This is a genomic window from Natrinema versiforme JCM 10478, assembly GCF_000337195.1.
GTDB lineage: Archaea > Halobacteriota > Halobacteria > Halobacteriales > Natrialbaceae > Natrinema > Natrinema versiforme.
Map to the genome: position 1 here is coordinate 1 of NZ_AOID01000023.1, position 19,103 is coordinate 19,103.

Below are 19,103 nucleotides of genomic sequence, written 5' to 3' on the forward strand. Positions count from 1 at the left end.
GGCACTTCCTGTTCGAGGGCCTCTTGGACGGTCCACGTTCCCGTCGAGCCGCCCTCGATGCGGTCGGCGACGGTGCCCAGATCATTGCCCTCCTCGCGGAAGGCCTCCTCGCAGAGCTCGAGCAGCCACGAGCGGATCACCGCGCCGTTGTTCCAGACCGAGGCCACGTTCTCGAGGTCGAGGTCGTACCGCCCCTCGTGGAGCAGTTCGAAGCCTTCGCCGTAGGTCTGCATCAGGGCGTACTCGACGCCGTTGTGGATCATCTTGACGTAGTGGCCCGAACCGGCGGGCCCCATCCGCTCGTGGCCGTCGGGGCCGGTCGCGACGGCGTCGAAGACGGGCTCGAGTTCGTCGTAGGCCCACTGGGGACCGCCGACCATCAGGGAAAAGCCCAGTTCGGCACCGGCGGGGCCGCCGGAGGTCCCGCAGTCGAGATAGGCCGCGGGACAGGACTCCGCGCGGCGCACCGAGTCCTCGAAGTAGGAGTTACCGCCGTCGACGACGACGTCGTCGCCGTCGAGGTGGGGTGCGAGTTCCTCGAGGGTGACGTCGACGGCCTCGCCGGCGGGGACCATCAGCCAGATGCGCTTGTCCGATCCCAGCCGCTCGAGGAGGTCGTCGATCGAGTCGGCGGGGGTCGCGCCCGCGTCGGCGGCTCCCTCGACGGCGTCCTCGTCGAGATCGAAAGCGACCACGTCGTGGCCCGCCGCGAGAGTTCGGTCGACGACGATCTGTCCCATCCGTCCGAGTCCGATCAGGCCCAGTTGCATGGGTAGGCGTCGGCCGGCCGCTATGGTAGTGGTTGCGGTTCCGGGGCGACCTCGCTCGCCGCCGTTGTGGCGGTGCCTCGAGACGGAGTGGCCTCTCGGGTCGCAAAACGGTGTGTTTCCTACGCGAGGGGTTCCTCGAGGTGGGCCCAGCCGATCGCATCGAGCACGACGATCCGGTCGTTGTACCGGACGTAGACGCCGTTGTACTCGTCGCCGTCGGCGTCGTAGTACGGCAGCGTCTGGCGGATGCGGTCGACCACCGACCACGCGCCGTCGCGATCGAGCGTGATATGTTCCCATTCCTCGCGTGCGCCGTTGCGGATCGCTCGGTCGAGCGCTCGGCGCGCGCCGGGAATGTCGCCGAGTCGTTGTGCGGACGCGTCGACGACGACGGCGTCGTCCGGGACGGTCTCCGAGTCGATGACGCGCGCGCCGAGATTCGCTTTCGATCGTGATGCGTGGGCCGCTGACTGCTCCGTATGCAGGACGTAGCCGGCCACGGCAGCCGTTCCCACCGCGAGAAGCGACAGGGCCATGTCTTTACCCCTAATCATTAGCCAGTACCTTACAGCAACTGACTAAGTATCTTTCGCAAGAATGTTCATTACTAAGAGGTTCGTCGCCGAAAAACCGACCACTTTCAGCTAGAAGAGGGTACCGACGTTAGCCGAGAGCAGGCCCGCGACGATCAGCAAGCCGAGCGCGGCCACGGCCGCCGCCCGGAACACCGGCAGCGCCTCGCGGGCGGGCTCGCGGATCTTCTTCCCGGTGAGTCCGGCTTCGAAGCGTTTCGTGCCGATTTCGACGAGCGCGGTCAGGACCAGCCAGAGCGCGACCATCGCGATCACCAGTCGGCCGTTCGTCGTCCCGAACAGCCCCTCGGCCGTGTACGTTCGGCCGGCCAGATGGCCGCCGGTGAGAAAGAGTAGGAGCGAACTCACCCGCGAAATCGTCGTGAGCTTTCCGGAGACGACCTCGAGCGGCCGGGTCGTATTGAACGCGCCGTCGCGTGCGAGCGGGATGACGACGGCGGCGACGAAACAGACGCTACCGGCCCAAAGCGCGGCAAAGACCAGATGGATTGTTCTGGCGGCGAGCACGTCGATCATACGGGGTCGCTCGGAGAGCGGCCGTATCAGAGTTCCGACTTCCGAGCGATTGATAGTCCGCTCGAGACGAACGTCCGAGCGCGGCCGGTTACTCGAGCCAGTCGGGCGTCCACGCGACCAGTCGCCGGCGGCAGAGCGCGTAGACCAGCGAGACGACCGCCGCGCCTACGATCGCGGCGGTGAGCCAGCCGTCGAAGACGAGCAGCGCCGGGATCGCGAGCGCGATGCCGAGAACGGCGTCCTCGGGAGCGCCGTCGTAGCGGATCAACCGGCGGGGGCGGAGCCACCGCCGGCGGACGTGGTCGTAGACCGCGCGCTCCGTGCGCTCGTTCCACGGGTCCATCTCCGGCCCGCCGCCGAGGGAGTCGCTCGCGGCGTGAACCCATGCGGTGACGGCGAACGCGGCGACGCCGACCGTGAGCGCTGCGGGGGCGACTGCGGCGGCGATGACTGCGGGGAGAGCCACCGCGAGTCCGGCCACCGGGAAGTGCAGCGTCCGCCGATGCGTGAACACGAGATCGAAATCGGGGGCCAGTCCGCCGAGGATCGCGCCGATCGCGAGCGCGCCCGCGAACTCGGGAACGACGTATGCCACCGGTGCGACGACCGCCAGTCCGGTAAACACGTGGGTGGTCGCCATCATCGGTTCTCGCCCGAACGGACGAGCGGCAAGGGCAAAACGGTACGCGAACCGGCACCCGACACAGTCGCCGCGGCGAACGCTATAATGAGTATCGCCGAGCAGACGGCAGTCTCACGCGACCCGCGAGGGGCTCACTCGACGTTTTCGCCCTGATAGCTGCCGTCGTAGAAGTCCTCGTGGTTCGCCTCGGCGAACACCAACTGCGCGATTCGGGCCCCGCGCTCGAGTTCGATGTCGTGGTGGACCTGTAACAGGCCCTCGCCGCGGCCCTCGTAGCCCGCGTCCCAGACCGCGGTGTTGAGCATACAGGAGTTGCGCATGAGCGACGAGCGGGGGTAGACGAACCCGATGTGGTCCTCGGGAATTTCGATCCGCTCGCCGTAGCGGACGATGTAGGCTCCCTCGGGCAGGTAGTAGGTATCGGGCTCTTTCTGCTCGAGTTCCTCGAGCGGGCGGGCGACCCGGTCGCCGATCTGTTTCCCGTCCCGGCCGATGCGGCCCGGTTCCAGTTGCTCGAAGACGACGTCGGCGGTGAGGTCCACCCCGTTTGGCTGGACCTGCGAATCGGTCGTCGGCGAGACGTGGTCGGCAACGAAGGCACCGGATCGGAACATGACGGTCTCTGTCCACCCAACGCCGCGGCGACGGGAAAAGCGTATCCGTTCGCGACGGCCCGTCGATATGGTATCGTCCCGTACGCCACGGGACGACACTCCATATTAGATTCTGCGAACATGTTGCAGTGAGGACTGCCCCGCCGGAACGAACGGTCACCTGCACGGCAATACTTACTCGAACCCGATCCGTTTTGCGGAGATTGTAGCGGTCGTCCCTGACAGAAACACGCTGGATTTATCAGGACGGAAAGCCGAGTTCTGGATGCTATGGGACAGACTCTCACCGAAAAGATTCTCGACGACCACCTCGTCGAGGGCGAACTCGAGACCGGCGAGGAGATCGGGATCGAGATCGACCAGGTGCTTACTCAGGACACGACCGGGACCATGGTTTGGCTCCAGTTCGAAGCGATGGGGCTAGACGAGGTCCAGACCGAGATCGCAGCGCAGTACTGCGACCACCAGACATATCAGTTCGACTTTAAGAATACTGACGACCACCGTTTCCTGCGTTCTGCGGCCGGCAAATACGGCGCTCACTTCTCTCGACCCGGTAACGGTATCTGCCACAACGTCCACCGCGAGAACTTCGCGGCCCCCGGCAAGACCCTGCTGGGTTCGGACAGCCACACGCCGACCCCCGGCGGCCTCGGCGAACTCGCCATCGGTGCCGGCGGGATCGACGTCACCGTCGCCATGGGCGGCGCACCGTACTACATCGAGATGCCCGAAGTCGTCAACGTCCGCCTCGAGGGCGAGCTCCCCGAGTGGGCCACGGCGAAAGACGTCATCTTGGAACTGCTCCGCCGACTGAGCGTCAAGGGCGGCGTCGGCAAGATCCTCGAGTACACCGGTCCGGGCGTCGAAACCCTGACCGCACCCGAGCGGATGACCATCACCAACATGGGCACCGAACTCGGTGCGACCACCTCGATCTTCCCGACCGACCATCAGACCGAGGACTACCTCCAGCGCGTCGGCCGCGGCGAGGAATACACCGAGCTCCAGCCCGACGACGACGCCGACTACGACGACGAGATCGTCGTCGACCTCTCCGACCTCGAGCCGCTGATCGCACAGCCCTCGATGCCGGACAAGGTCGTTCCCGTCAGCGAAGTCGAAGGCGAGTCCGTCGAGCAGGTCATCGTCGGCTCCTGTACGAACGGCGGCTACGAGGACATCCTCCCCGTCGCCAAGATGCTCGAGGGTCGCGAGACCTCGATGGAAACCGACACGATCGTCGCACCCGGTTCCAAGCAGGCCTCCGAGATGCTCGCCCGCGAGGGCTGGGTCGCTGAGATGATGGCCGCCGGCGTCAACTTCTCCGAGGCGACGTGTGGTGCCTGTATCGGCATCGGTCACGTCCCCTCCTCGGATTCGGTCTCCCTGCGAACCTTCAACCGCAACTTCGAGGGTCGCTCGGGGATCGAAGACGACAACGTCTATCTCTGCTCGCCGGAGGTCGCGGCCGCCGCGTCGCTCAAAGGCGAAATCGTCGACCCGCGCAACCTCGCCGACGAACTCGGCGACCTCGAGGCCCCCGGCGTCGAGCTCCCCGACGAGTACGACGGCTCCAAGACGGACCTCATCAGCCCCGACGAGGCCGTCGACGACGAGCTCATCAAAGGTCCGAACATCGGCGACGTCCCGCTGAAAGACCAGCTCGGATCGGACATCTCCGGTGAGGCGCTCCTGAAGATGGAGGACAACATCACGACCGACCACATCATCCCTGCAACGCAGGACATCCTGATGTACCGGTCGAACGTCCCCAAGCTCAGCGAGTTCACCCTGAGCCGCGTCGACGACACCTTCGCCGACCGCGCGCTCGAGGCCGACGGCGGCTTCCTCGTCGCCGGCGAGAACTACGGGCAGGGCTCCTCGCGAGAGCACGCCGCCCTCTGTCCGATGTACCTCGGTATCGAGGGCGTCCTCGCACAGAGCTTCGCACGCATCCACCGTGCGAACCTCTTTAACTTCGGGATCGTCCCGCTGACGATCGACGAGGACACCTACGAGAACATCGATCAGGGCGACGAGATCGAGATCGTCGACGATGTCTACGACGCCGTCACCAGCGGACAGGAGGAGTTCACCGTCCGCGTCAACGGCGACGAGTACACGGCGACGCTCGACGCCTCCGAGCGCGAGCGCGCAATCCTCGCAGCCGGCGGCAAGCTGTCCTGGACGAAAGACCAGGCCGAAGGCGGCAGCGGCGCGACGCCCGCTGACGACTGATCGGCATCCGACGACTCGGCTGCACTCGCGGTTTGCGGTTTTCGCTTTTTGTTCCGCCGGCGAGTGGCGGCGCGTTCTCCCTCTCTCGAGACCCATCCTTCCATCCATCCGTACGTCGACACTTCCGAAATCAGCGGGCGACGCGACCGAAACCGGCAACGCCGGTCGGACAGCGCCATCGTCATACCGCTTCGCCCGATAGCACGAGCGAATGCCTTCCGGTGGACACGAGAACGCGGGCTACCGACGCCTGTTCGACAGCGACGGGCTGACCTTCGGCGTCGGCTTTCCGCTTACGGGGACGAACCGCTCGACGCCGACCGTCGCGGACGAACTGGCGCTCGCAACGCACGCCGAGGCGGTCGGGTTCGACGGCCTCTGGGCCAGAGACGTCCCGACCTACTGGCCGAAGTTCGGCGACGCGGGCCAGTCCTTCGACACGTGGCCGTGGCTCTCACACGTCGCGGCCCACACCGACGACATCGCGCTCGGCACCTCGAGTGTCGTCCTCACGCTTCGGCACCCGCTCCACGTCGCGAAGTCCGCGGCGACGGTCGATCAGCTCTCGGACGGGCGGCTCGTCCTCGGCGTCGCCTCCGGTGACCGCGACCCCGAGTACCCCGCCTTCGGCGTCGACCGCGAGGAGCGCGGCCGGCTGTTCCGCGAGTCCGTCGACGCCATCCGGACGGTTTGGCGCGAGGAGTTCCCCGAACTCGAGGGTCAGTGGGGCAGCCTCGAGGGCGACCTCGAGGTGGTCCCGAAGCCCACGACCGAGACGCTGCCGCTGTTGCCCACCGGCCACGCCCGCCAGTCCCGCGAGTGGATCGCCGAGCACGGCGATGGCTGGCTGTTCTATCACCTCCCCGAGAACACGCTCGAGAGCTACCTGACCGACTGGCGCGAGACCGCGGGCGAGAAACCGTTCGCCATCGCGGTCCAGGTCGAACTGGCCGACGATCCGACGGCCGACCCCGAACCCCTCCACCTCGGATTCAACGCCGGCATCGAGTGGTTCCGGGACTACTTCGCTCGGCTCGCGGACTACGGGCTCGATCACGTGATCATCGGCATCCGAAACGACGACAAAGAAGCGGCGCTGTCGACGTTCGCCGACGAGATCATCGACCACTTGTAGCCTATCCCGTCAGGAGCGACGCCAGACGCCTTCGACGCAGGTGCTCTCCGTGCCACTACTGAGTTCGAGTACCGCGCCGCTCGCCGAGTCACGGCCGCCGCCAAGGCTCCCCGGCGGTCCAGCGTTCGTCAGGACGATTTCCACCGCGTCCGCGTCGATCGGGGTCGGGGACTCGAGGACGACCTCGAGCGTCGTGGCCGTTCGCCCGTCGATCGATGCCGCGCGATTCCCGCCGTCGACCGTGACCGAAGCCGACGGCTCATCCGCGTCGGTGAAATCGAGCGCGCCGTCGGATTCGATTGCGCTGTAGTCGAAACACAGTCGCTCGAGTGCGACGCCACCGGTGTCGACGTGCTTGAGGTGCCAGCGGTGGTCGAAGCCGCCGCCAGCGGGCTGCGAGACATCGAGTCGTGCCGCCCCGACCGTGATCGCCGGTCGCTCGAGGTTCAGGTCGCGATCGGCCTCGATCCGAGTCTCTTCGCCGTCGGCGACGATCCCGATCGATCCCGTCACCGTCTCGCCGGCTGCTCCGTCGTCTCCCGGAGGCAGGCCGACGGTGACGGCTTCGATTCGCTCGCCGGGGTCGAGACGCTCACCGTCGGTCGCTCCCCGGACGAACCGATCGTCGGCGACGGGCTCGCCGTCGGCCGAGACGAACGCCAACCCGTCGGCCGTGAGCGTGACCGCGATCGGTTCCGGCAACTGATTGACGACATCGAACGCGACGGGCGGGCGACGCGTCGGTCCCTCGAACAGCACGCCGCCGTCCTCGACGCCCTCCGCAGTCAGCCCCAGGTAAGCGTCCGCATCGCCGACGGTCTCGACACGCACGTTTCGATCGACGCCCGCCGTCGAGAAGCCGATCGTCTCGACGGCGAGGACGCTGCTCGAGCCCGCGATCATCGCTAGTGCAGCGCGTCTCGTCCGTTTCATGCGTGTCTCCTCGGTTCCGGTAACTGCGACGCAACCCTCGCGGCCGCGGGTCGTCGGTCCATCAGTCGTCGCTCGCCGACGGCTCCCGGTACTCGAGTTCCACGCTCGGCGGTTCGTCCGTAATCCCGAGCCGACTCCGCCGCGCGTAGTAGCGGTGTGCGATCGCGGAGACGGCAAAGGAGACGATGACGAACACGCTCCACGCGGCCGACGGGAGCGGGCCGAACGGCAGCACGCCGAGTACCGACGTGGCGAACAGGACACCCGAGAGCGCCGTCAGCCCGAGGTAGTAGTCGCTCCACGGAATCTCGCGCCCGCGGACGACGTCCATATAGATCTCGACGTCTTCTAACGCCGGCGTCGGTTCGATCGTCCCCCGATCGCGATCGAACTCGACGACGCCGGCCCGGTCCATCTTCGGCAGGTGTGACTGCTGGAGCGCCGTGTAGACGCGTTTGCGATCGGTGCTCGAGACCTCCTCGAACGCCATGTCGTCCTCCCAGGCGGCGATCTCCTGTGAGATGTCTCCGATATCGAGACGATCGTCCTCCCGCATGAGCGTGTGCAGGATGTGCCGTCGCCGCTGATTCGCCAGCAGTTCGAAGAGTTCGTCCTCGGTCAACGTCTCCTGGTTCGGCTGCGATACGTCGATTTCCCCGGCTGCGCTCGCTTGACTACCCCCCATTCGGTTGCGGAGTCAACACTTCCGTAGATAAGTCTATTGGATACTTGCATGAATCAGTGGAAAATTAACTAGTAGCCCTATATAGCCCTCTCGAGTCGCTCCCTCGTCGCGGTCGATCCGGCCGCGAGTCAATCGGCCGACGACTCGAACCGGCGGCGTTCAGTACACTGTTGACCGCCGGTCAACGGATCTCGGACCGCGTTTCCACTCCGGTCTCGAGTCGATTGACCGCGAGTCAACGGTCGCCGAACTGCGGTCGCCGACCGACTGACCTGACCTCGGGAGCGAGCAATCGATTCGATACGGCCGTCCGATTTTGGTACGCGGTCAGTTGACCGAATTATAACGCATCACGGACTCTCCTCCACGTCTGTATTACAATACCCCAGTCCATCCATCGATGATTCGTGGTCCCCGCGGTGGGGATCAGGGCGAGCGACGAGTTGCCGTGCGAGCGGACGTGCGGTCGCCCGCGAGAGACACACCACACACGGAGAATCCAACAATGCAACGACGCAAATTCGTCATCGGAATGGGAGCACTGGCATCGGGAGCAGCTGCGGCCGTCGGTTCGGGCGCGTTCACGAGTGTTGAAGCAGACCGGTCGGTGGACGTGGAAGTCGCCGGAGACAGTAGCTCATACTTAGCACTGTCACGGGTTACCGGGAGCAAAAATTCTCAAAAATACGTCTCGAAGAGCAATGGCGAAATAAGTTTTAACTTCAGCGACTCGAATGGTTCGGTCGATGGTACTGGATTCAACCCAGACGCCACCACACAGATTGATTCTCTCTTAAACGTATCTAATCAGGGAACGCAAAATGTCAATTTCTGGATCAACATTTCCAGTCTTAGTACGGGTAGTGCCGACGTGACGTTCTCCACTGATGGAGACATTTCATCCAGTCAACTAGCCTACGATGGGTCCAACTCGGGCAGCGTTACCGAAGTTACGTTGTCTCCCGGCGACTCCATTACGCTCGATCTCAAAGTTGACACGACGGGCCAGGGTATCGCGAGCACTAGTGACACAATCACGTTCGTCGCGGAGGCGGGCGGCTCGCCCGGAGCGTGAAGTGAGGGATTCATCACATGAATCGTAGACACTTCATCGCCGCACTCGGTGTGAGTCTTGGAGGAGGCGGGACTCTCCTCGGGACCGGCGCATTCACGAGCGTCACTGCTGAACGAGACGCGAGTGTTGCTGTCGCCACTGAGGACAGTGCGTACCTCAGTATTACCCCGTCTCCTAACACCGCCAATGGAGCATTCGCCCATACGACATCGAAAAATGACGGGAATAAGATTCAGTTGGATTTCAACGACGAGATTCCGAATTCCACTAATCCCGAGGGTGGTATCGGTGTCGCTCCGGACTCACGATACGAGTTCGACGACGTGTTCCGGGTCCAGAATCAGGGGACGCAGGATATCTACGTCGATATCACGCCGATCTCTAATCTCTCGCTCACTAATGGCGGGGATGTCAACCTCGAGTTTTACATTCGGGATGGCGATACCCGTGAGACGATCGACGGTAGCAATGCCGAGCTAACAGTTCCAGTCGGAAAAGTTCGTAGTGTCGGCGTCTATATCGAGACGGCTGACGGGTCGAACTACTCGATTGATTCGACGACCGACTCTGATCAAGGTTCTGACACAGCGACCATCGCTGCGGACAGCACTGTCGATAGCGGAAACGCGATAGATCCCGGATCACCCTGACAACGTACGGATGTTCACGGCGGTCCAATTCCGCCGGTGAATCTCTCTTTATGCGTCCGATTGCTCAGTCCATCGAAAATCGCGAATTTCAGTCTCGAGAGCGCGCCTCGAGTAGCAGCTTCGAACGGTCGATATCCCCTCACGCGGATTTGTCCGGTTTCGGACCGGCAGTCAGCCGTTGACTCACGGCCGACCGCGTATCGATCCGCTCAACGAGCGTATTACAATCACCCGACAGATCGTTCGTTCGGGTACTCAGACCGCCGCCCGTCGCCCGAACGCCGTGCTCGGATCCCGTCCCACCGTGGATACACCGCCGACGGAGATCGGCTGTTCGCGCGTCGAACCCGTCGCCTCGAGCGATCGGGTTGCGAGGCGGCGACGAGGGAGCAACTCGAAGCCATGAACGGACCGACGTTACGACGCTACCTACAGTCGCTGACAGCTGAACCGGGCGACCGACCACTCGGCCCGCTCTCGAGTATCGTTGGCCGGACGCCGCTCGACCGATGGCTCTGGCTCGCAGTCCTGGTCGCGATCGCGGCGGATCTGGCGACGACCGTCGGCGGGCTCGAGGTCGGGTTCGCGGAGTCGAATCCCGTGGGGACGCTCGTCCTCGAGACCGTCGGCGTTCTCGGGTTGGTCGGATTGAAAGCAGGAGCCGTCGCGATCGGACTGTCGGTCGCCGCGGCCGTCGTGCGAGCGCCGGATCGGATCGCGCCGGATTACGTGACGCTCGTCGTGCCGACCGCGCTCGCGACCGTGTGGCTGCTCGCCGCGACGTGGAACGCGTATCTGCTGGTAACCGCCCTCACGGGTCTGTAACGGCACGGTCGAGTCCGTCCGGCGGCCGTCGCGTTACGGGAATCAGTACGGGACGAAATCCGACGATTACCGGCGGCCTCGAGCGGTCAACGAGAGGGAGACCGCTCGGTCGCGTTCGAGACCGCTCGTTGACCGGCTCCGGCGAACGGTCAACGGCCGGATTACAATGGGACCGTCCCGCTTCCTTTCGGGTAGAACGGCGCGAGGCGATGAATCGAGGGACCCGGACACCACGAGTTCGCGATAACGAAGACCGAGACGCAGGTCGATCATGGTATCCGCACACGAGCGCGACCACGAGCCCGAGATCGAACCGGCATACGACCAGCTCTCGCTGTACGTCTACGAAGCCGGCTCGGACGACCTCCTCGAGGCGGTCTACGACGCCGAGACGCTCGCGATTCCGGCCGTCGGCGATCGGCTCTCGTTCACTGCGGCGAGTACCGATGGGAATCTCGAGGAGCGGATCGCCAGCTATCGCGAGGTGGCATCGTCGGCGACGTATCTGGTCGTCCGGCGGAATCTGACCTACCTGCACGTCGACGCCGATATCGAGGGGGCCGCGGAGAGTCAAACCCTCGTTTCGGAAGTGAGCGTGTGGGTGACGACGGCCCTCGAGAGGGAGGCGGAAGGAGAGGAAGCGACGGACAGCAAACGGATGGGACCCGGCGTCAGATCGCCGTGACCGCCGTGATCGCTCCGGTCCGAGTCGGCGGGTCCGGTTCGCGCCGTCGCGGGACCGCCGTGCTGACGGACCGACATCGAACGGGAGGTGACAGCGACGAATGATTCGACGGGGAGTGAAATGGGGGATTCAGGGACTGGCACTCGTCGCCCTCATCGGGCTCGTTTCGGGACAGGTGCTCGGACAGCCGATCCTGCTGGGATTCGTGGAAACGGGGAGCATGGAGCCGACGATCGACACCGGCGACGGCTTCGTCGCGATCCCCAGCGACCTGACCGGCGATCCCGAGCCCGGCGATGTCATCGTGTTCGAGGCCGAGGAGATCCACGGCGGCGGGCTGACGACCCACCGCGTGGTCGAGGAGACGCCGCGGGGGTACGTGACACGCGGTGACGCCAATCCGTTTACCGATCAGGACGGCGACGAGCCCCCCGTTCGGGACGCCCAGATCGTCGCGACCGCGTGGCAGGTCAACGGCAACGTCGTGACGATCCCTCGGTTCGGGACGGCCGTGATGACCGCGGGCGACGCGCTCGAGAGGGCCCAGACGAGGCTGGCGTCCGCGGTGGGAACGCGATCGGTCCTCGGCTCGTCGGGGCTGGCGACGGTCCTGCTCGGCGTCTCGGTCGCGTTGTACGCCGTCGAGACGGTTCGCGAACGACGGTCGCCCTCACTCGAGTCGCGCGGGGCCGACGACGAGAGCGAGTGGATCGACCCCCGCTTGCTCTCGGCCGGGTTCGCGCTGTTGGTCGTCGCCGCGGCGGCAGCGGCGATGGTTGTCCCGGCCGGAACGCAGTCCTATGACGTCATCAGCGCGGAGTTCGAGTCGGAGCGCCCGCTGGTGATCGAGCAGGGAACGACCGCGGACGTTCCGTATCCGGTCGCCAACGGCGGCTTCGTCCCGACGATTTCCTACGTCGAGGCCGGCGGTCCGGACGTGACCACCGCTCCCGGTCGGGCGGCCGTCGGCCCGCAGGACGAAACCTCGGTCACGGTCTCGATTACGGCACCCGACGAGACCGGCCACTATACGACCTATATCACCGAGTATCGCTACCTGCACGTGCTCCCGGCCCCGGTCATCGACGCACTCTACGGGATTCACCCGCGGCTGCCGTTCGCGACGATCCTCTCCGTGCTCGGTGCCGGGACGTACGGCCTCGGCCGGTTCCTCTCCGGGCCCGGCGACCCCCGATCGAGGCGGGCAGCGATCCGTCGCCGCTGTCGGACCACCCGATCGATCCTCCGGAGGTTATACTGAGCCATGTCGACTCGAGCAACTGAATCCGACGGTGCGGAAGCGAGCACCGAGCGGCGCGTGCGGCTCCGTGCCCGCTTGGCGGAGTATCGAACCGTGGCTGCGGTCGTCCTCGTGGTCCTGCTCGCGCTCGGCGGGTGGGTCAGTTACGGTGCCTACGCGAACCCCGGCGAGGAGACGATTCGGGACCGCGAGCCCGTGTGGACCGCAACGGGCGGGTTCTCGCACGGTGCGACGGTCGCTGACCCGTCGCCGGTCCACGACGCCGGCACCGAACTCGAAAACGAGTCGCTGTACTACACGGCCGTGACGCCGACCCTCGATGGCGAGTTCGTCGGCGGCTACGAGGCCAGCGCTGCCGAGAACGTGCGGGTTCGGCTACGGGTCGATGTCGTCTATCGGTCCGTCGACCCCGAGGACGGGACCGTCTACTGGAGCGAGCGAGAGCGCCTCGCCGCGACTACCGCCGAGAACGTCGCGCCGAGCGAGACGGTCGCCGCGCAGTTCTCGCTTACCGTCCCCGATATCGAGTCGAAAATCGCCGAGATCGAGCGGGAACTCGAGGCCAGTCCGGGCGAGACGGAGATCGCACTCGAGTTCGAGCGCGAGATCGACGGCACCATCGCCGGCGAACGGCGGACGGCCGTGGACAGCTACCGCGTGCCGATCGTCGCCGAATCGGGCACCTACCGACTCGAGGACGGGAACTCGTACGAGGAGACGCAAACGGAGTCGGAGATCGAGACGGTCCCCGCCTCGGCCGGCCCGGGACGGAGCGTCGGCGGCCCGCTGCTCGCGGTGGTCGGTCTCGGCGGCCTCGCTGGACTCGCGGCCGTCTCGCACCGGGTTCCGGACCCGACGGCGGCCGAGCGCGAGTGGCTCGCGTACCGCGACGACCGCGAGCAGTTCGGTGACGCCATCGCGACCGCGCCGCTGCCCGACGAGGCCCTCGAGGGGCCGCGAGCGGACCTCGAATCGCTGTCGGCGCTGGCCGAGTTCGGAATCGATGTCGGGGCCGCGATCGTCTTCGATCCCGAACGGGAACTGTACGTCGTCCGCGAGGGCGGGCTCGTGTACGTCTTTGAGCCGCCGGCGCTGCCGTCAGGAGTCGACGAGAGCGACGAGCAGGACTCCGCTTCCGAGACAGCCGAATCGGCATCGGAGACCGAGACAGGTGCAGTGACGATCGACGACCCGGCGGCGGAGTCAGTGTCCGAGGCCGCCGCTGTGGCCGCGTCCGAGGACGACGGAGAGGTGGAGCCGGAGGACACAGATGCGGCTACGACCACAGCTGATCCGGACGACGGTGACGAGTCGGTGGAGTGGCCCCTCTCGTGAGCGCGCTGTCGGCCGTCGTCGAGGCCCGCGGCCGGCCGCCTACTCCTCGCTCCGAGCGCGGTCGCGCAACTGCTGTTTCTGCTGGCGTTCGGTCACGTGATCGACGCCGTCGGCCAGTTCGTCCCGGACACGCGTCTCGAAGGCGTCGACGTCCTCGAGGAACGCTTCGGAGAACTCCTCGACGAGTTCGAACGTCCACTGGTCGCTGATCGCCCCCGCGGGGAGGTGGTCGTCCCGGAGGTCGTTCGCCCACGCCTCGTGGCCGGCCTCGCGCAGTTCGTCTTCGGCGTTGCCCATCCTGTCCATCGCGTGGCCCAGTTCGTGGTGGAACTCGAGGAGGGTGCCGTAGGCCCGATGGACGTGCTCGATTCCCAACTGGAGTTCATGGAGCGCCGCCTGTTCGGCATCGCTCAGGTCGAGTGCCGATGGGTCGGTTTCCCGCTCAGGGCCGGCGTTCGAATTAGAGTCAGTCACGCACGCGATAACCACGACCTGCGGGAAAACCGTACCCGTTGAACGTGCCGGATCGGGGTCGCCGTCGCGCCCGTCTCGGCCCCTCGATCAGCACTCGATCCGCTCGCCCAGTTCCGGCGCGGATGCGTCGTAGCCGTCCGCCCGCAGTTCCGCCGCGAAATCTTCACAGCGGTCGCCGTGATTGATCAGTACTCGCTCGTCTTCATACGCCTCGAGGAACGAATACAGTCCCTCGCGGTCCGCGTGTGCGGAGAAGTCGTACTGCTCGACCTGCGCGCTGACCGGCATCATCCGGCCGTCGATTTCGGCGCTGCCGGTCTCGAGCAAGTCCCGTCCGGGCGTCCCCTCGACCTGGTAGCCCGTCATGGCGATCTTGTTCGTCGGATGGGAGCGGATCGCGGGGACGTAGGTCATGGCCGGACCGCCGTGGAGCATCCCGCTCGTGGTGACGATGACGGTGTTTTGTTCCGCGATCCGCTCGCGCTGGCCGTCGCGGCCGTCGACGAACCGGGCGTTGCCCTTCGCCCGGCGCAGCAGGTCCGGATCGCGCAGGAACTCGCGGTTGCGCTCGCGCAAGAAGAGTTCCGTTACATGCGTCCCCATTCCGTCGACGTAGCACTCGAGGTCGTATTCCTCGCAGAGACAGAGCACCTCCTGGGTGCGGCCGATGCCGAACGCGGGGACGACGACGGTGCCGCCCTCCCAGATCGTCGTGCGCAGACTCTCGGCGAACTCGCGTTCGATCTCTTCGCGCGGGGGCCGCGTCACGTCGGAGTAGGTGCTCTCACAGAGGACGACGTCGGCGTCGGGCCGCGCGGTGGTGCCGGCGAGCAGCCGCTGGCCCTCGATGTGAAAGTCGCCGGTGTAGAGCAGTCGGGTCTCGCCGTCATTGACGAGGACGTGGGCGCTGCCGGGAACGTGGCCGGCGTCGAAGAAGGTGATCTCGTAGCCGGCGACTTCGAAGGACTCCTCGTAGCCGTGGGTTTCGGAGACCTGCGCGACGCGGGAGAGTTCCGCTTCGGTGAACGGGCAGTCGTAGCTGCCGCCGTGGAGTTTCAGCGTGTCGCGGGCGAGCACCATGGTGAGGTCGTAGGTCGGCGGCGTCCAGTGGATCGACGGCCGCGCGTCACCCGAGAGGAGCGTCGGGATCGAGCCGACGTGATCGAGGTGGCCGTGACTGACGACGACGGCCTCGGGATCGACGTCACCGATCGGGAACGCCGGCGGGTTCCCCGAGTCCATCCCGAAATCGAGCAAGAGCGTCTCGTCGATGTAGATCGCGCTCCGGCCGATCTCGCCGGCACCGCCCAGCAACTGAACGTCCATGACGAACCTCTCAGGTCTCGCACGGCTTGCCTCCGTTGGTTCCAGCCGACGGGTGTCGGGGGCTTGCGGACAGCACGGCCTACCGATCGCGGAGTCGCCGCGTCTCGTTCCCAGTGGTGTATCCGCTCGCCCGGCCGCTCCCGGTTCGGCCCCTCTGCTCGTCCGCGAGGAGTCGCTCGAGTTCCCATTCGAACTCCTCGTCCTCGAGTTCGCCGGCGACGTACCGGGAGCGGAGGCGTTCCTCGGGATCGGGTTGGTCAGTCGACTGCCGTTCCGAATCCGTCTCCTCGGCGGGGCTCGAGCGACCGCTGAGCACCGAGAACAGGCCGACGACTGCCAACGCGAACAGGCCCATAATCGCGAGCGATACGATCACCGAGAGGACGGCCGCGACGACCGAGAGCGCGATCCCAACGATCGTTCCGACGACGCTCAGTACGATGAGCGCGAGCACGAGCACGCCGACCCCTTTCAGCAGGACGGAGCTGAGTCGTCCCATACGCACTGTTCATCGGACGCGCACAAAAACCACGCGGCGACACCGGTCGGACTGTCGACCGTTTGACTCGCGTCGACGGCTCGAGTCGCCGTTAGCTGAATTGAGGCGCTAAGCCCCCTTCCTCAGCGAGCACCGAAGGTGCGAGCAGGGAGGGGATACAGCGTCGTTCATTTTTTCATACTGTTCTACGACAGATTCACGGGCCCACGAAATCGGAAGTGCTTTTATGCAAATTACGTAAGTTATGATATGGCGACGCGCAAAACAATCTCGATCCGAGACGATCAAGAAGAGTGGATTCAGGATAACCACCTGAATCTCTCGTCGTTCGTTCAAGAGAAACTCGACGAGCTCATTGAGGAACGCGAGAACTGATGTACTACGCCTACAAGTATCGCCTCAAGCCGTCCAACACCCAACGCGAGGAGTTGGACCGTTACCGCGATATTTGTAGGCAATTGTATAATCATACCCGATACCGTCTCAACGAGTACCGAGAGAACCACAGGGAACTACCGTCCATGACCACACTTCGGTCGGAACTACCCGACCTCAAAAAGTGGTGGGATGACCTAAATGACGTGTACTCGAAGGTTCTCCAGACCGTTGTAGAACGGTTGTTTAACAACCTCAGTAGCCTTTCTGCCCTCAAAGAGAACGGCTACGACGTCGGGATGCTCAAGTGGAAGCCACCACGCGAGTTCCGCAGTTTCACGTACAACCAGTCTGGCTTCAAGCTCGACAAGAAGGGCGGTCAGACTGTATTGTCACTCTCGAAACTCACGGACATTCCAATCCAGCTCCACCGAGAGATCTCCGATGACGCAAAGCTAAAGCAGGTCACACTCAAGAAAGAGCCGACGGGCGAGTGGTTCGCCACGTTCGGTGTCGAAATGGACCGAAAGCCACCAGAGAAGCCCGAAAACCCGAAGAAGTCTGTCGGGATCGACGTGGGAATTCTCAAGTACACTCACGATACTGACGGTCACGCAATCGAATCAGTCGATCTTTCGGACGAACGTGACCGACTGGAACGAGAGCAACGAAAACTCTCACGTAAAGAACACGGCTCGAACAACTACGAGAAGCAACGTCGTCGCGTGGCCGAGTGTCACGCCGATCTTAAGCGAAAGCGCCGAGATTTCTTGCACAAACTCTCGAACTATTATGCTCGAGAGTACGATCTCGTCGCTGTCGAAAATCTCGATGCGAAAGGATTGATTGAACTCGACGGCAACTCTCGAAATCGTGCAGGTGCAGCGTGGGGAACGTTCCTTCAGATGCTCGAATACAAGTGCGAACGCGAGGGGACGTACTTCGTGGTCGTGGATCCATCAGGGACGACTAAAGAGTGTGCAGCTTGTAGTGTCTCGACCGACAAACCCCTGTGGATACGTGAACACTCGTGTCCGTCGTGTGGGTTCACAGCAGATAGGGATTGGAATGCAGCGTGGAACATTCTTTCTCGCGGTATCAAGCAAGTAGGAGCGGGATGCTCCGAATCAACGCCTGTGGAGACTGCGCTCCCTACGGGAACCCATTCGGTTCCTGCAAAGCGCGTCATCGAAGCAGGAAGCCCTACCCTCAAGGAGCGAACCGCGTTAGCGGTGAGCGAGTAGGGTGGGGTAGTTCACGAACTGTTCGAGTGTCGATCCTCCGCCCCGGCCGCCGGGACGCCGGCCCGTTCGGCCAGCCCGATGAGGTAGACATCGAGCAGACAAATAAGGAGGATCGTGAGCGGCACGGCTACGTCGGTGTAGCTCACCGCGTCGAACTGCAGGGCGGTGACGACGAACGGATCGCCCGGGTCGAGCGCGCCCGATAGCGACCGCGCGCTCAGGAACGCGAGCGCGAGCCCGTAGCAGACGAACCAGATCCCGCCGCGTTTCCACTGACCGAGGTAACAGTGGCCGAGGCCGGCAACAAGCGCGGACAGCGGATACGCCGGCCAGACCGGTCGCGACAGTTCACTCATAGGCCCCCGTACGTCACGGAGGACAATCGGTGTTGCCCTCCGACCCGGGCGGCTATTTCCGATACGCGCGGATTCCGAACCGGCCGTAGCCGCCGTATGCGATCTCGAGCGACCCGATCCACCAGTTCCACCGCTCCGGCGGGGTCCCCTCGGGGGCATCCGCCAACTCCTCGAGGACGAGATCGTTCGTCAAGGTCTCTCCCATATCGGCCTCGTACTGGCCGGAATCGGCGAGATCGACCGCCTGTCGAACAACCACCCGTGACTGCCCGCTCGTCCCGCCGAACTCCTCGCGCAGGCGCACCTCGAGTCGCCCGGGATCGATGAACACGGTTCCTCGTAGGCGTTCGATATACTTGACTGTTCAACCGAATCGGACGCCGAACTAGACGATTTTACGTGCAGTGGCCGGAAGGACGGCTCGAGCAACGCGAGAGCCGTCCGACCCGGGGAAGGGCAGGCAGTTCACCGAAATCCGCCGTGAGCGAACCCGAAGGGTGAGCGAGCGGGCCGACGACCGATGTGGAGACCCCGAAGGGGTCGAAACGGAGGGAGGAGTGCTTTTCATCGAAGTTTTGCCGAGTGACGAGCGGCCGGGAGCGCTATTAGCGCTCCCGGCACGCTCAGAACGCAGAGCAAAAGTTCGGCGGGATCGATGTTCTTTTGAGCGACGGCCGTCTTCCGTCGGGCATGGCAAGTTTCACTGTCGTTGTCGGCGACCCCGAGTCCGGGTCGTCCCACCAGCTCGAGGCGGAGGATCAGGACGCGAACCGATTCATCGGCAAGTCGATCGGCGACGAGGTCGACGGCGGATCGGTCGGTCTCGACGGCTACACGCTCGAGATCACCGGCGGTTCCGACGAGGCCG

General features: G+C 64.7%; 23 protein-coding genes. 11 read left to right on the plus strand and 12 right to left on the minus strand.

Features of this window, described 5'->3' with window-relative positions; all coding sequences use genetic code 11:
- From C489_RS07480 to C489_RS07500, 5 genes are all read right to left on the minus strand, one after another.
- A partial coding sequence (locus C489_RS07480) for an NADP-dependent phosphogluconate dehydrogenase (protein WP_006430597.1) occupies window positions 1–770 on the minus strand: 770 nt, incomplete at its 3' end.
- A gap of 119 nt (window positions 771–889) precedes the next feature.
- On the minus strand, window positions 890–1,324 hold the full coding sequence (locus tag C489_RS07485) for a hypothetical protein (RefSeq protein ID WP_049890688.1): 435 nt from the start codon (window positions 1,322–1,324) through the stop codon (window positions 890–892).
- A gap of 90 nt (window positions 1,325–1,414) precedes the next feature.
- Window positions 1,415–1,879 (minus strand): hypothetical protein, encoded by a 465-nt coding sequence (locus C489_RS07490; protein ID WP_006430599.1) that lies wholly within the window; start codon window positions 1,877–1,879, stop codon window positions 1,415–1,417.
- 88 nt (window positions 1,880–1,967) lie between these two features.
- Window positions 1,968–2,522 (minus strand): hypothetical protein, encoded by a 555-nt coding sequence (locus tag C489_RS07495; RefSeq protein WP_049890690.1) that lies wholly within the window; start codon window positions 2,520–2,522, stop codon window positions 1,968–1,970.
- 131 nt (window positions 2,523–2,653) lie between these two features.
- Complete coding sequence (locus tag C489_RS07500; RefSeq protein ID WP_006430601.1) at window positions 2,654–3,136, minus strand: deoxyuridine 5'-triphosphate nucleotidohydrolase; 483 nt, start codon at window positions 3,134–3,136, stop codon at window positions 2,654–2,656.
- 270 nt (window positions 3,137–3,406) lie between these two features.
- On the opposite strand from C489_RS07500, the gene C489_RS07505 reads away from it, so the two are divergent.
- Both C489_RS07505 and C489_RS07510 read left to right on the plus strand, forming a co-directional pair.
- A complete protein-coding gene (locus C489_RS07505; protein ID WP_006430602.1) occupies window positions 3,407–5,377 on the plus strand; it encodes an aconitate hydratase in 1,971 nt (656 codons plus the stop codon).
- A 211-nt stretch (window positions 5,378–5,588) separates the two neighbouring features.
- Window positions 5,589–6,512 carry an LLM class oxidoreductase gene (locus C489_RS07510; protein WP_006430603.1) on the plus strand — a complete coding sequence of 308 codons (924 nt, stop codon included), beginning with the start codon at window positions 5,589–5,591 and terminating at the stop codon, window positions 6,510–6,512.
- A gap of 9 nt (window positions 6,513–6,521) precedes the next feature.
- Here C489_RS07510 and C489_RS07515 read toward each other — a convergent pair whose 3' ends face one another.
- Together C489_RS07515 and C489_RS07520 are read right to left on the minus strand one after the other, a co-directional pair.
- The gene (locus C489_RS07515) at window positions 6,522–7,445 is read right to left on the minus strand and encodes a hypothetical protein (RefSeq protein ID WP_152423124.1); all 924 of its coding nucleotides are present in this window, start codon (window positions 7,443–7,445) and stop codon (window positions 6,522–6,524) included.
- A 61-nt stretch (window positions 7,446–7,506) separates the two neighbouring features.
- Window positions 7,507–8,130, minus strand: a complete 624-nt coding sequence (locus C489_RS07520) for a DUF7344 domain-containing protein (protein ID WP_006430605.1) — start codon at window positions 8,128–8,130, stop codon at window positions 7,507–7,509.
- Between the two features lie 505 nt (window positions 8,131–8,635).
- On the opposite strand from C489_RS07520, the gene C489_RS20735 reads away from it, so the two are divergent.
- The 6 genes from C489_RS20735 (at window position 8,636) to C489_RS07545 (ending at window position 13,961) form a co-directional block, all read left to right on the plus strand.
- On the plus strand, window positions 8,636–9,205 hold the full coding sequence (locus C489_RS20735) for a DUF1102 domain-containing protein (RefSeq protein ID WP_006430606.1): 570 nt from the start codon (window positions 8,636–8,638) through the stop codon (window positions 9,203–9,205).
- Window positions 9,206–9,222: 17 nt separating this feature from the next.
- A complete protein-coding gene (locus tag C489_RS07525; RefSeq protein ID WP_083902781.1) occupies window positions 9,223–9,855 on the plus strand; it encodes a DUF1102 domain-containing protein in 633 nt (210 codons plus the stop codon).
- A 402-nt stretch (window positions 9,856–10,257) separates the two neighbouring features.
- The gene (locus tag C489_RS07530; RefSeq protein WP_006430608.1) at window positions 10,258–10,680 is read left to right on the plus strand and encodes a hypothetical protein; all 423 of its coding nucleotides are present in this window, start codon (window positions 10,258–10,260) and stop codon (window positions 10,678–10,680) included.
- A 271-nt stretch (window positions 10,681–10,951) separates the two neighbouring features.
- Window positions 10,952–11,365 (plus strand): hypothetical protein, encoded by a 414-nt coding sequence (locus C489_RS07535; RefSeq protein WP_006430609.1) that lies wholly within the window; start codon window positions 10,952–10,954, stop codon window positions 11,363–11,365.
- A 100-nt stretch (window positions 11,366–11,465) separates the two neighbouring features.
- Window positions 11,466–12,626 carry a signal peptidase I gene (locus tag C489_RS07540; RefSeq protein WP_006430610.1) on the plus strand — a complete coding sequence of 387 codons (1,161 nt, stop codon included), beginning with the start codon at window positions 11,466–11,468 and terminating at the stop codon, window positions 12,624–12,626.
- A gap of 3 nt (window positions 12,627–12,629) precedes the next feature.
- Window positions 12,630–13,961 (plus strand): DUF5305 domain-containing protein, encoded by a 1,332-nt coding sequence (locus C489_RS07545; RefSeq protein WP_006430611.1) that lies wholly within the window; start codon window positions 12,630–12,632, stop codon window positions 13,959–13,961.
- Window positions 13,962–14,000: 39 nt separating this feature from the next.
- Here the strand turns inward: C489_RS07545 and C489_RS07550 are convergent, their stop codons facing one another.
- The 3 genes from C489_RS07550 to C489_RS07560 form a co-directional block, all read right to left on the minus strand.
- Window positions 14,001–14,435 carry a hypothetical protein gene (locus tag C489_RS07550; RefSeq protein ID WP_006430612.1) on the minus strand — a complete coding sequence of 145 codons (435 nt, stop codon included), beginning with the start codon at window positions 14,433–14,435 and terminating at the stop codon, window positions 14,001–14,003.
- Window positions 14,436–14,522: 87 nt separating this feature from the next.
- On the minus strand, window positions 14,523–15,761 hold the full coding sequence (locus C489_RS07555; protein ID WP_006430613.1) for an MBL fold metallo-hydrolase: 1,239 nt from the start codon (window positions 15,759–15,761) through the stop codon (window positions 14,523–14,525).
- Between the two features lie 79 nt (window positions 15,762–15,840).
- Window positions 15,841–16,260: a hypothetical protein gene (locus C489_RS07560; protein ID WP_006430614.1), complete on the minus strand. Its 420-nt coding sequence runs from the start codon at window positions 16,258–16,260 to the stop codon at window positions 15,841–15,843.
- A gap of 249 nt (window positions 16,261–16,509) precedes the next feature.
- Here C489_RS07560 and C489_RS22870 point away from each other — a divergent pair, with 249 nt between their 5' ends.
- Both C489_RS22870 and C489_RS07565 read left to right on the plus strand, forming a co-directional pair.
- Complete coding sequence (locus C489_RS22870; protein ID WP_006430615.1) at window positions 16,510–16,635, plus strand: hypothetical protein; 126 nt, start codon at window positions 16,510–16,512, stop codon at window positions 16,633–16,635.
- A complete protein-coding gene (locus tag C489_RS07565; RefSeq protein ID WP_006430616.1) occupies window positions 16,635–17,879 on the plus strand; it encodes an RNA-guided endonuclease InsQ/TnpB family protein in 1,245 nt (414 codons plus the stop codon). Before C489_RS22870 ends, C489_RS07565 begins: the two co-directional genes overlap by 1 nt.
- An 11-nt stretch (window positions 17,880–17,890) precedes the next feature.
- Here the strand turns inward: C489_RS07565 and C489_RS07570 are convergent, their stop codons facing one another.
- Complete coding sequence (locus tag C489_RS07570; protein ID WP_006430617.1) at window positions 17,891–18,235, minus strand: hypothetical protein; 345 nt, start codon at window positions 18,233–18,235, stop codon at window positions 17,891–17,893.
- A gap of 52 nt (window positions 18,236–18,287) precedes the next feature.
- Entirely contained in the window at window positions 18,288–18,566 is a 279-nt protein-coding gene (locus C489_RS07575; protein ID WP_006430618.1) for a hypothetical protein, read from the minus strand.
- A gap of 359 nt (window positions 18,567–18,925) precedes the next feature.
- On the opposite strand from C489_RS07575, the gene C489_RS07580 reads away from it, so the two are divergent.
- Window positions 18,926–19,103, plus strand: a 178-nt coding sequence (locus tag C489_RS07580; protein WP_006430619.1) for a S6e family ribosomal protein, incomplete at its 3' end; no start/stop codon positions are given.

Excerpts from the sequence above, each read along its gene's own strand:
- C489_RS07490 (WP_006430599.1), bottom strand. The coding sequence starts at position 1,879 with ATGATCGACGTGCTCGCCGCCAGAACAATCCATCTGGTCTTTGCCGCG.
- C489_RS07510 (WP_006430603.1), top strand. The coding sequence starts at position 5,589 with ATGCCTTCCGGTGGACACGAGAACGCGGGCTACCGACGCCTGTTCGAC.
- C489_RS20735 (WP_006430606.1), top strand. The coding sequence starts at position 8,636 with ATGCAACGACGCAAATTCGTCATCGGAATGGGAGCACTGGCATCGGGA.
- C489_RS07520 (WP_006430605.1), bottom strand. The coding sequence starts at position 8,130 with ATGGGGGGTAGTCAAGCGAGCGCAGCCGGGGAAATCGACGTATCGCAG.
- C489_RS07565 (WP_006430616.1), top strand. The coding sequence starts at position 16,635 with ATGTACTACGCCTACAAGTATCGCCTCAAGCCGTCCAACACCCAACGC.
- C489_RS07555 (WP_006430613.1), bottom strand. The coding sequence starts at position 15,761 with ATGGACGTTCAGTTGCTGGGCGGTGCCGGCGAGATCGGCCGGAGCGCG.
- C489_RS07530 (WP_006430608.1), top strand. The coding sequence starts at position 10,258 with ATGAACGGACCGACGTTACGACGCTACCTACAGTCGCTGACAGCTGAA.
- C489_RS07515 (WP_152423124.1), bottom strand. The coding sequence starts at position 7,445 with ATGAAACGGACGAGACGCGCTGCACTAGCGATGATCGCGGGCTCGAGC.
- C489_RS07570 (WP_006430617.1), bottom strand. The coding sequence starts at position 18,235 with ATGAGTGAACTGTCGCGACCGGTCTGGCCGGCGTATCCGCTGTCCGCG.
- C489_RS07540 (WP_006430610.1), top strand. The coding sequence starts at position 11,466 with ATGATTCGACGGGGAGTGAAATGGGGGATTCAGGGACTGGCACTCGTC.
- C489_RS07545 (WP_006430611.1), top strand. The coding sequence starts at position 12,630 with ATGTCGACTCGAGCAACTGAATCCGACGGTGCGGAAGCGAGCACCGAG.
- C489_RS22870 (WP_006430615.1), top strand. The coding sequence starts at position 16,510 with ATGGCGACGCGCAAAACAATCTCGATCCGAGACGATCAAGAAGAGTGG.
- C489_RS07525 (WP_083902781.1), top strand. The coding sequence starts at position 9,223 with ATGAATCGTAGACACTTCATCGCCGCACTCGGTGTGAGTCTTGGAGGA.
- C489_RS07485 (WP_049890688.1), bottom strand. The coding sequence starts at position 1,324 with ATGATTAGGGGTAAAGACATGGCCCTGTCGCTTCTCGCGGTGGGAACG.
- C489_RS07505 (WP_006430602.1), top strand. The coding sequence starts at position 3,407 with ATGGGACAGACTCTCACCGAAAAGATTCTCGACGACCACCTCGTCGAG.
- C489_RS07535 (WP_006430609.1), top strand. The coding sequence starts at position 10,952 with ATGGTATCCGCACACGAGCGCGACCACGAGCCCGAGATCGAACCGGCA.
- C489_RS07500 (WP_006430601.1), bottom strand. The coding sequence starts at position 3,136 with ATGTTCCGATCCGGTGCCTTCGTTGCCGACCACGTCTCGCCGACGACC.
- C489_RS07495 (WP_049890690.1), bottom strand. The coding sequence starts at position 2,522 with ATGATGGCGACCACCCACGTGTTTACCGGACTGGCGGTCGTCGCACCG.
- C489_RS07560 (WP_006430614.1), bottom strand. The coding sequence starts at position 16,260 with ATGGGACGACTCAGCTCCGTCCTGCTGAAAGGGGTCGGCGTGCTCGTG.